The organism is Streptomyces sp. NPDC006602 (assembly GCF_042870385.1).
In the GTDB taxonomy this organism is placed as follows: domain Bacteria; phylum Actinomycetota; class Actinomycetes; order Streptomycetales; family Streptomycetaceae; genus Streptomyces.
On the sequence record NZ_JBIAHG010000035.1, the window covers coordinates 66,357 to 75,239 of the forward strand.

The 8,883-nt window shown below is 68.8% G+C and carries 8 protein-coding genes; 1 reads left to right on the forward strand and 7 read right to left on the reverse strand.

Annotation, left to right across the window (positions count from 1 at the left end; translation table 11 throughout):
• Positions 1-214 precede the first annotated feature (214 nt).
• The gene (locus ACFYO2_RS41830) at positions 215-742 is read left to right on the forward strand and encodes a MarR family winged helix-turn-helix transcriptional regulator (protein WP_388360569.1); all 528 of its coding nucleotides are present in this window, start codon (positions 215-217) and stop codon (positions 740-742) included.
• 221 nt (positions 743-963) lie between these two features.
• Here ACFYO2_RS41830 and ACFYO2_RS41835 read toward each other — a convergent pair whose 3' ends face one another.
• The 7 genes from ACFYO2_RS41835 to ACFYO2_RS41865 form a co-directional block, all read right to left on the reverse strand.
• Positions 964-1,431, reverse strand: coding sequence for a MarR family winged helix-turn-helix transcriptional regulator (locus tag ACFYO2_RS41835; RefSeq protein WP_388360572.1), 468 nt, complete (start codon positions 1,429-1,431; stop codon positions 964-966).
• 76 nt (positions 1,432-1,507) lie between these two features.
• On the reverse strand, positions 1,508-3,163 hold the full coding sequence (locus ACFYO2_RS41840; RefSeq protein WP_388360574.1) for an NAD-dependent malic enzyme: 1,656 nt from the start codon (positions 3,161-3,163) through the stop codon (positions 1,508-1,510).
• Positions 3,164-3,196: 33 nt separating this feature from the next.
• The gene (locus ACFYO2_RS41845) at positions 3,197-4,936 is read right to left on the reverse strand and encodes a pyruvate dehydrogenase (protein ID WP_388360577.1); all 1,740 of its coding nucleotides are present in this window, start codon (positions 4,934-4,936) and stop codon (positions 3,197-3,199) included.
• A gap of 152 nt (positions 4,937-5,088) precedes the next feature.
• The gene (locus ACFYO2_RS41850) at positions 5,089-6,033 is read right to left on the reverse strand and encodes a VOC family protein (RefSeq protein ID WP_388360580.1); all 945 of its coding nucleotides are present in this window, start codon (positions 6,031-6,033) and stop codon (positions 5,089-5,091) included.
• A gap of 137 nt (positions 6,034-6,170) precedes the next feature.
• Positions 6,171-6,788: an NAD(P)H:quinone oxidoreductase gene (wrbA, locus tag ACFYO2_RS41855; protein ID WP_388360581.1), complete on the reverse strand. Its 618-nt coding sequence runs from the start codon at positions 6,786-6,788 to the stop codon at positions 6,171-6,173.
• A gap of 109 nt (positions 6,789-6,897) precedes the next feature.
• Positions 6,898-7,713: an alpha/beta fold hydrolase gene (locus tag ACFYO2_RS41860; protein WP_388360584.1), complete on the reverse strand. Its 816-nt coding sequence runs from the start codon at positions 7,711-7,713 to the stop codon at positions 6,898-6,900.
• A gap of 122 nt (positions 7,714-7,835) precedes the next feature.
• Positions 7,836-8,558, reverse strand: coding sequence for an Asp/Glu racemase (locus tag ACFYO2_RS41865; protein WP_388360587.1), 723 nt, complete (start codon positions 8,556-8,558; stop codon positions 7,836-7,838).
• Between the last annotated feature and the right edge of the window lie 325 nt (positions 8,559-8,883).

The window sequence follows — 8,883 nt, forward strand, 5'->3', positions numbered from 1 at the left end:
CAGCCCATGACGTACCAGCGCCGATCGCGCGGTTAACTGTCTGAACAAGTAAATCGCACGGAGCCATCCCCCCGCACCCGTGATCCACGTCACATCGACTATCCTCTCGCAGCAGCACAGGGGAAAACGCCGCCCTTGTCACAGCCGTTTGAGACCCAGCAAAGCGGTAGCGTCTACTTGTTCAAGCAAGTTCCGACCGCCCAGCGAGGAAGAAATGACCCAGCCGCAGAGAGCGGACGCGAGTCGCTCGACCGCAGCCCGGACGACGGCGTCGGCGGACGGCCCCTTGCCGCTGCCGCCTTCCGTGGCGGCCGGTCCCCTCAGTCACGCGATCTTTCGCGTAGCCCGCGTGCACCGCATGCTCGCCGGGCAGCTACTGCGCCGCGTCGGCCTCCACCCCGGCCAGGAACTGGTCATGATGCAGCTGTGGGACCGCGGCCCCCAGCGCCAGACCGACCTCGTCCGCCTGCTCGGCTCCGACGCCGCCACCATGACCCGCACCATTCAACGCCTGGAGAACGCGGGCTTCGTACGTCGCCGCCCCTCCCCCAGCGACAAGCGGGCCACCATCGTCGAACCCACGGCCGCCAGCAACGCCCTGCGGCAGGAAGTGGAGCGTGCATGGCTCGATCTCGAGGCCAGCGTCGTCAACGACCTGAGCCCCGAGGAGCAGGCCGAGGCTCTCGAGGTCCTGGGCCGGATCGAGGACAGCCTCATGCGGGCCCCGGCACAACTCGACTGAGGGACCGCCCGCCGGACCCCAAGCCGCCATGCGGATCGAGGCTCAGCCCGCCTCCTCGGTCCGGGACCTCGGGCACTGCCGGACAGGATGAGCCAGAATCGGTCCGACGACCATGGCGTCTGTCGCGTTCAGCCGGAATCTCGACGCCGCGCACTTTCGATGCGAGTCGTAAGAGCCCGGTTACCGGTCCTGCCGACGCGGCCGAAGGCCCGTGCGGCCGCTCAGGCCGGGTCCTCGTCCAGCTTCGCCACCACTCGGTCGGAGATGTCGGCCAGCGTCCGCAGCTCCGCCGGGGTGACATGGTCCAGGAACAGCTCTCGCACCGCCTCCACATGCAACGGAGCCGCCATCTCGATCGCCGCCCGCCCGGCGTCCGTGATCACCACGAACGCTCCCCGCGCGTCCTCGGGGCACTCCTCGCGGATCACCAGCCCTCGTCCGGCCATCCGAGCGATGTGGTGGGACATGCGGCTCTTCTCCCACTCGAGCGCCCGGGCCAGATCCTGGTAACGCTGCCGACCGTCCGGCACATCCGTCAGATTGACCAGCACGCCGAAATCCGCGGCCGAGAGCTTCGACTCGCTCTGCAACATACGCGACAGGCGACCCCCCAGCCGCTCATGCAACCGGACAAAGCTCCGCCAGGCGTGCTGCTCCTCCGCCGTCAACCACCGCACCTCTTCATCCATACAAGCGAGTGTAAAGGAGTTGATGGGTCACCCAGTTGCACGAAGGCCAACCCATCGGCCAAGACATCTCCTACGGTCAGGCGTACCGCGGCGTCCATTGCGTCGCCGAGACCACGGCACGCAGCTCGGCCTCCGTGGCCTCGGGTGCCACACCGTCCTCCACCGCGGCCTTGGCCACGGCCAGCGCGATCTCGCGGGCCGCGTCCCGCATGCCCACAAGCGGTGGCAGCAGCGGGGTCGCCCCGTCCGCGCCCGCCCGCACCGCGCACTCCCCCACGGCCCGTGCCGCCGCCACCATCATGCGGTCGGTCACCCGCGAGGCCCGGCAGGCGGCCACGGCCAGCCCGACGGCCGGGAAGACGTAGACGTTGTTGGCCTGCGCCACCGGCACCTCGCGCCCGTCCAGCTTCAGCGGCGGGAAAGGGGAACCGGCGGCGATCAGCGCCGTGCCGTCGGTCCAGCGGGCGAGGTCGGCGGGGTCCGCCTCGGCGTGCGAGGTCGGATTGGACAGCGGCAGGATCACCGGCCGCTCGCAGGCGGCGGCCATCGTCCGCACGATCTCCTCGGTGAACGCGCCGTGCGCCGTGGACAAACCGATCAGCACCGTCGGCTTCACCTCGCCGACCACCCGCGCCAGGTCGAGCGCACCGGCACCCCAGTCCCGTACCTCCGTGTCGTCGCGGGCGTAGACCCGCTGTTCGGGTGTGAGGTCGGTGCGGGAGCGCACCAGCAGGCCGTCGATGTCGACGAACCAGAAGCGGTCGGCCGCCTGCTGCGAGGAGAGGCCTTCGTCGACGAGTGCGGTGCGGATCATGTCGGCGACCCCGATCGCAGCCGATCCCGCGCCGAGGACCACGATGCGGTGGTCGTTCAGCTGCGTCCCGGCGACCTTCGTGGCGGTGCTCAGCGCGCCGAGCGCCACGGCCGCGGTGCCCTGGATGTCGTCGTTGAAGGTCAACAACCGGTCCTGGTAGCGGCCGAGGATCGGGCGGGCGTGCGCGGTGGCGAAGTCCTCCCACTGAAGGAGGGTCCCGGGGAGTTCGGCCTCCACGGCGGAGACGAATGCCTCGATCATTTCGTCGTATGCGGCGCCGGTGACGCGGTGGCGCCTGCGGCCGAGGTAGTGCTCGCCGGCCAGCAGTTCCTCGTTGTCGGTGCCGGCATCGAGCAGGATCGGCAGGGTGCGCGCCGGGTGGATGCCGCCGATGGCGGTGTAAAGGCTGAGTTTGCCGATCGGGATGCCCATGCCGCCGACGCCCTGGTCGCCCAGGCCCAGGATGCGCTGGCCGTCGGTGACGACAATGACATCGACCGCGCGGTGGGGCCGGTTGCGCAGGATCTCCCGGAAGCGGTGCCGGTCCTCGTAGGTCAGGAACAGACCGCGTGGCCTGCGGTAGATCTCGCTGAAGCGCCGGCATGCCTCGCCGACCGTCGGGGTGTAGACGACCGGCAGCATCTCCTGCAGGTGCCGGGTGAGCAGGTGGTAGAAGAGGACTTCGTTGGTGTCCTGCAACTGCCGCAGGTAGATGTGCCGGTTGAGCGGCTTGTCGTACCCGAGGAACGCCTCGTACGCGCGGTCCGCCTGCTCCTCAAGGGTCTCCGTCGCCGGTGGCAGCAGCCCGTCCAGGCCGAGTTCGACGCGCTCCTGCGGACTGAAGGCGGTGCCCTTGTTGAGCAGCGGGTCGGCGAGCAGGGCCGCGCCGTGGGCACTGGCCGGGCTGGTCGAAGTCATGACGTTTCCTCACAGGTACACGGTGGCCGGGTCTCAGGGGCGGGGGATGTTGCGCAGGTTGGCGCGCGCCAAGTCCAGCATCTTGCCGACGCCTCCGTCCAGCACGGTCCGACCTGCCGCGAAGGCGAACCCCTTCACCTGGCCGGCGGAGATGTGCGGCGGGATCGACAGCGCGTTGGGGTCGGTCACCAGGTCGACCAGGAACGGTCCGTCGTGGGCAAGGGCCTTCTTGAGGCCGGCGGTGACGTCCTCGGGCCGTTCGATGCGGATCGACTCGATGCCCGCGCCGCGGGCGATCGCCGCGAAGTCCACCGCCTCGTGATCGGTCTCGAAGTCGGGCAGTCCGTCGACCAGCATCTCCAGCTTCACCATCCCGAGAGAGGAGTTGTTGAACACGATCGTGTTCACCGGCAGGTCGTGCAGCTTCGCCGTGAGCAGTTCGCCCATCAGCATGCCGAGTCCGCCGTCGCCCGACATCGAGATCACCTGGCGGTCGCGGTCGGCGAACTGCGCGCCGATGGCGTGCGGCAGCGCGTTGGCCATGGTGCCGTGCAGGAAGGAACCGATCACCCGGCGCCGCCCGTTGGGAGTCAGGTAGCGCGCCGCCCAGACGTTGGACATCCCGGTGTCCACGGTGAACACGGCGTCGTCGGCGGCGAGTTCGTCCAGGACCGAGGCCGCGTACTCGGGGTGGATCGGGATGTGCCGCTCGACCTTGCGGGTGTAGGCGGCGACCACCGTCTCCAGGGACTTGGCGTGCTTGCGCAGGCTGCGGTCCAGATAGGAACGGTCCCGCTTGACCTCAAGCAGCGGCAGCACCGCGCGCAGCGTCTCCCGCACGTCGCCGTGGACGCCGAGTTCCAGCACCGTACGGCGGCCGAGGCGCCCCGCGTCGTGGTCGATCTGCACGGTCCGCGTCTGCGGCAGGAAGTCGTTGTACGGGAAGTCGGTGCCCAGCAGGACGACCAGGTCGGCCTCGTGCATCGCGTCGAAGCAGGCCCCGTAGCCCAGTAGTCCGCTCATGCCGACGTCGTAGGGGTTGTCGAACTGGATCCACTCCTTGCCGCGCAGCGTGTGCCCGATGGGGGCGGCGGCCTTCTCGGCGAGCGCCATGACCTCGACGTGCGCGTCCCGGACTCCGGCGCCGGCGAACAGCATCACCTTCCGTGCCGCGTTCAGCTTCTCGGCCAGGGCCCGCACCTGGGTGTCCGGCGGCACGACGCGACCGCGCTCGGCGACAAGGTCACTGCTCCCGGTCGGATGGGTCGCCTGGGCGTGCGTGACATCGCCCGGGACGATGAGCACCGACACCGCGCTGTGGCCGAGGGCCCGCTGCAGGGCGATCCGCAGCACGCGGGGCATCTGCTCGGGGGTGCTGATCATCTCGCAGTAGTCGCTGCAGTCGGTGAACACCCGCTCGGGGTGCGTCTCCTGGAAGAAGCCGGTGCCGATCTGGTGCGAGGGGATGTGCGAGGCGATCGCGAGCACGGGCGCGCCGGAGCGGTGGGCGTCGTACAGCCCCTGGATCAGGTGGGTGTTGCCGGGGCCGCAGCTTCCCGCGCACACCGCGAGCTTGCCGGTCAGTTGTGCCTCCGCCGCCGCGGCGAAGGCGGCGGCCTCCTCGTTGCGTACGTGCACCCACTCGATGCCGTCGGTGCGCCGCACCGCGTCGACCACGGGGTTCAGGCTGTCGCCCACCACTCCGTAGATCCGCTCCACGCCCGCCTGGCGCAGGATGTCCACCATCTGCTGGGCTACGGTCACATTTCGCATCGCCGGACTTCTCCTCGTGGGCTGCCCGCCCGTGTCGTGCGGCTCGTGACCGCTTCGAATTCAGTTGATGCATCAAGCAGGGTCATCACACGGACGACCATGCCCGCCACCGGACGCCATGGCTCCGGGTTCGTCCCGCCGACGACAGGCCGTCAGGTGGCAGGGGTCTCCGAGATGCTGTAAATGCGGTTGTCGGGGGCGCGGAAGAAGCGGAAGCGGTTGTCGTACACGAAAATGGGAGTGACCCATTCGGCGCCGTTCTGCTCCAGATTCGCCATGGCCTTGTCCAGATCGAAAGACTTGAAGCCCATGGCCATGGAGGTGGGTCCGGTCCGCCACGGGAGTTGAGGAGCCGCGGGGCCGTAGAGCTCGAACCGGCTTCGGTTCTCAGCGAGGAAGATGCCGTATTCGGGTATGTCGCCCAGCCCGTCGAGGATCAGCGTGCTGAATCCCAGACCATCCTCGACGAACGCCTTCATCCTGGGGAACTGCTCGGAGGTCAGTGACACACCGCCAAAATCGAGCCCTTTGATTCCGGCGGCACCCGCGGCGCTTTCGGACACCTGCTCGTCGGGGTCGGCATTGGTCTGCGCGAGCCTGTAGACGCGGTTGTCGGGGGCACGGAAGAAGCAGTAGCGGAGGTTGGTGCCGCCTGCTCCTGCCCCGCGGAGCACATGAACCGGAGAGACCCGCCGTGCACCGTTCCTCTCCAGCACTTTCCCGGCCATCGCAAGGTTTCTGGCGTCCAGCCCGAGTGCCGCGGAGGCCGTGCCGGTGCGCCAGGGAGCCGGCGGAGCCTTCGGCCCGTAGAGCTCGAAGAGGGTGCCATCGGGCGCGCTGAACACGGCGAACTCCGCCGAGCTGAAGACCAGCGCCAGGCCCAGGGCCTTCTCGGTGAACTCCTTCATCACCGGGTACTGCTCGGCGGTGAGCGCGACGGCAGACCACTGCAGCCGGGTGATACCGGCCGAGTCCTCGGCGTCGGTCGAGAGTCTCTTTGTTGCTGCCTGCGCCAACGTGGGGGTGGTGGCCGCGAGGGACACGCCCAAGGCCAAGCCTGCGGCAACGGCACTGCGGCGCGTGAAATGAGCGGACATGATCGCGTACTCCTTGCGAGGACGGTCTTCTCCCCGGTGGGCTCGACTCGGCCATCTGTCGTCGATATCGCGGTGAGCCCGAGAGGGTCTTCGGACAGGTACTGGTTGGCTGACGGCGTTGCGGTTCGCAGGGGCCTTCAGCCGGACAGGCCCGCCTTGAGGGCGGCTGTGAGCTGGATTACGCGCAAGGCCTGGTGGCGGGCGGCGTTGCGGGTCAGCTCGCCGATGGTGTTCTGGCCCTGGCCGTCGGTGTGTGAGGTGCCGTAGGGGTTGCCGTCCTTGAACTTCACCGGGTCGGTGTAGCCGGGGGAGACGATGATGCCGCCGAAGTGGTGGATGGAGTTGTACAGCGCGAGCAACGTCGATTCCTGGCCGCCGTGGGTGGTGGCCGTGGTGACGAAGCCGCTGTAGACCTTGTTGGCCAGCTTGCCCTGGGCCCACAGACCGCCGAGTGTGTCGATGAACTGCTTCAGCTGCGAGGAGACGTTCCCGAAGCGGGTGGGTGTACCGAAGATCACCGCGTCGGCCCACTCGATGTCGGCCGGGCCGGCCACGGGGATGTGGGCGCTGGCGGCGGCATGGGTGGCCCAGGCGTCGTTGGCGGCGATGGCCGCCTCCGGGGCGAGCTCGGGAACCCTGAGCAGGCGTACCTCCACGCCCTCCTTGATGGCGGTGTCGCTGATCTCCTCGGCGATCTGGGCACTGAAGCCGGTCGACGAGTAGTAGATGACGGCGAGCTTGACTGGGGTGGACATGGCGGAACTCCGGCGGGAGGAAGGCGTGTTCGGGGAAGACTCGATCTCAATTGAGTTGATGCATCATCATGAGGTTGTCGTGAAGCCCGTGCCAGGACGCGGCCAAGCGCTACGCCGCCTTTTCGCCGAGGAATTCCTCGATGGCGGTGAGGGTGAGGTCGGGCTGTTCGAGGTGGGGCAGGTGGCCGGCCTTGGGGATGGTGCGGAAGCGGGCGTTGGGGATCGAGTCGGTGTAGAGGCGTCCGTATGCGGTGGGCAGGACGCCGTCCTCCTCGCCCCACAGGACGAGCACGGGAAGGTCGACGCGGTGCAGTCGGCGGCGCAGCTTCGGGTCATGATGGAACCGCTCGCCGCCGTAGATCTCCAGTGCGATCTGGTTGCCGGCGACCGTGACCAGTTGCTCCTCGCTCAGGGTGGCGGGGTCGGGCAGCAGGGTGGGGTCGTGGAAGGCGAGGGGGCCGATCTCGGCGGGGGAGAGCTCCCTGATGTCGACGATCTCGGCGCGCCCGTCGGTGTCGATGCCGACCGCGTTGATCAGGACCAGCCGGCTCAGTCTGCCTCGGGTGTCGTGCAGTGCCATCTCCGCGGCGGTCCAGCCGCCCATCGAGCTTGCGACGACCACGACATCCCACAGCTGGAGGGCGTCGAGGAGATCGAGATAGGCCAGGGCGAGGTCGGTGGGGTCGTCGAACCAGTCGGGGCGGGGCCGGCCGTCGAATCCCGGATGGGTCGGGGTGATCACGTAGGCGCGGTCCGCCAGCGCGGTCGCAAGGCCGGCGACCGTGGACGGTCCGCCGCCACCGTGCAGGAGAAGAATGCTTTTACCGCCCGCGGCATCGGCGTCTCCCTGCTCGGTCACGGTGATGCTCAACCCGTTACGCAGTGCGACAGTGCGCGAGGAGAGGGAGGGGATGGAATCGGACATGGTGGGGTCGCCTCCGACGAGTACGACAGAGAAGGGGATTCCGGGGGACAGTGGCGAGGGAGGAGGCGATGGGCGACCCGCGAACGGACGCGAGGCTTCCCACCCCTCCGTCGCTACACGGCTCAGCCCCGGAACAGCGCGCCGGAGTCGGGGACCGGGACGTAGGCGCCGAGCGAGGACAGCAGCTGCCAGGAGGTGGCGGTGGAGGCGGTGATGACCGGCAGGCCGACGACGGCCTCGGCGGCGGGGATCGCGGGCAGGGACGGCATCTGCACACACGCGCTCAGCACCACCGCGTCGGCGCCGCGGGTGTCGAGTGTGCGCACGATGTCCGGCAGGTTCGCCGGGTCGAGGCGTCCGACGGCGAGGTTGTCGTCGACCTCAAGGCTGATGGCGTCCTGGACCTCGATGCCCTCGGCCTCGATGTAGTCGGCGACGAGTGCGGTCAGCGGCTTCATGTACGGGGTGACGATCGACACCTTGCGCGCCCCGAGGTGCTCCAGGCCGGCGATGAGCGCCCCCGCGCTGGAGACGACGTCCACCGGCGCACCCGCGTCGGCCGCGGTCCGGGTCAGCCGCTTCTCGATCTCCCGGTGCACGCCGCGGCCCTGGGACATGATGGCGACCAGGCAGGCATAGGCCATCACGTCCACCGCGGCGTCGGCCAGCTCGATCGCCGCGCGGTCGGAGTCCGCGTTCATCGCGGCGAGTTCTTCCGCGCTGACGGTCTTCATCCGCATCCGGCTGGAGTGGAATGTGAACCGGTCACCGGTCTCGGCCGCCACCCGGCGCAGGACTTCGGGGACTTCCGTCTCCATCGTCGTATTGGAACTGGGCACCAGCATGCCCACACGGTAGGAACTCATCGCACTTCGCCCTTCATGGAAGATTCGGTAAGCCCGGGGAATGCACAGGGCAGAAAGGAAGGGCGGCCTGGGTCTCGCGGTCATCTGCTCGGCGCAGGCCGCCCTGGTAGGGATCCGGTCACGTGCCGCCAGACGAACCTCCGGGTCAGGAGGGACGTTGGTCGTGCCGCTGGGCGGCACGGGTGGGTGGCGGCACCCGATGCGGATCGGTGTTCCTGGCTGGTTGTCAGCCGATGGGGGCGTGGAGGCCGAGGTTCTCCAGCCAGTTCAGAACGGTGGTCGCTGCTTCCGCCAGCTGTTCGGG

Excerpts from the sequence above, each read along its gene's own strand:
- ACFYO2_RS41840 (WP_388360574.1), bottom strand. The coding sequence starts at position 3,163 with ATGACTTCGACCAGCCCGGCCAGTGCCCACGGCGCGGCCCTGCTCGCC.
- ACFYO2_RS41865 (WP_388360587.1), bottom strand. The coding sequence starts at position 8,558 with ATGCTGGTGCCCAGTTCCAATACGACGATGGAGACGGAAGTCCCCGAA.
- wrbA (WP_388360581.1), bottom strand. The coding sequence starts at position 6,788 with ATGTCCACCCCAGTCAAGCTCGCCGTCATCTACTACTCGTCGACCGGC.
- ACFYO2_RS41830 (WP_388360569.1), top strand. The coding sequence starts at position 215 with ATGACCCAGCCGCAGAGAGCGGACGCGAGTCGCTCGACCGCAGCCCGG.
- ACFYO2_RS41845 (WP_388360577.1), bottom strand. The coding sequence starts at position 4,936 with ATGCGAAATGTGACCGTAGCCCAGCAGATGGTGGACATCCTGCGCCAG.
- ACFYO2_RS41850 (WP_388360580.1), bottom strand. The coding sequence starts at position 6,033 with ATGTCCGCTCATTTCACGCGCCGCAGTGCCGTTGCCGCAGGCTTGGCC.
- ACFYO2_RS41860 (WP_388360584.1), bottom strand. The coding sequence starts at position 7,713 with ATGTCCGATTCCATCCCCTCCCTCTCCTCGCGCACTGTCGCACTGCGT.
- ACFYO2_RS41835 (WP_388360572.1), bottom strand. The coding sequence starts at position 1,431 with ATGGATGAAGAGGTGCGGTGGTTGACGGCGGAGGAGCAGCACGCCTGG.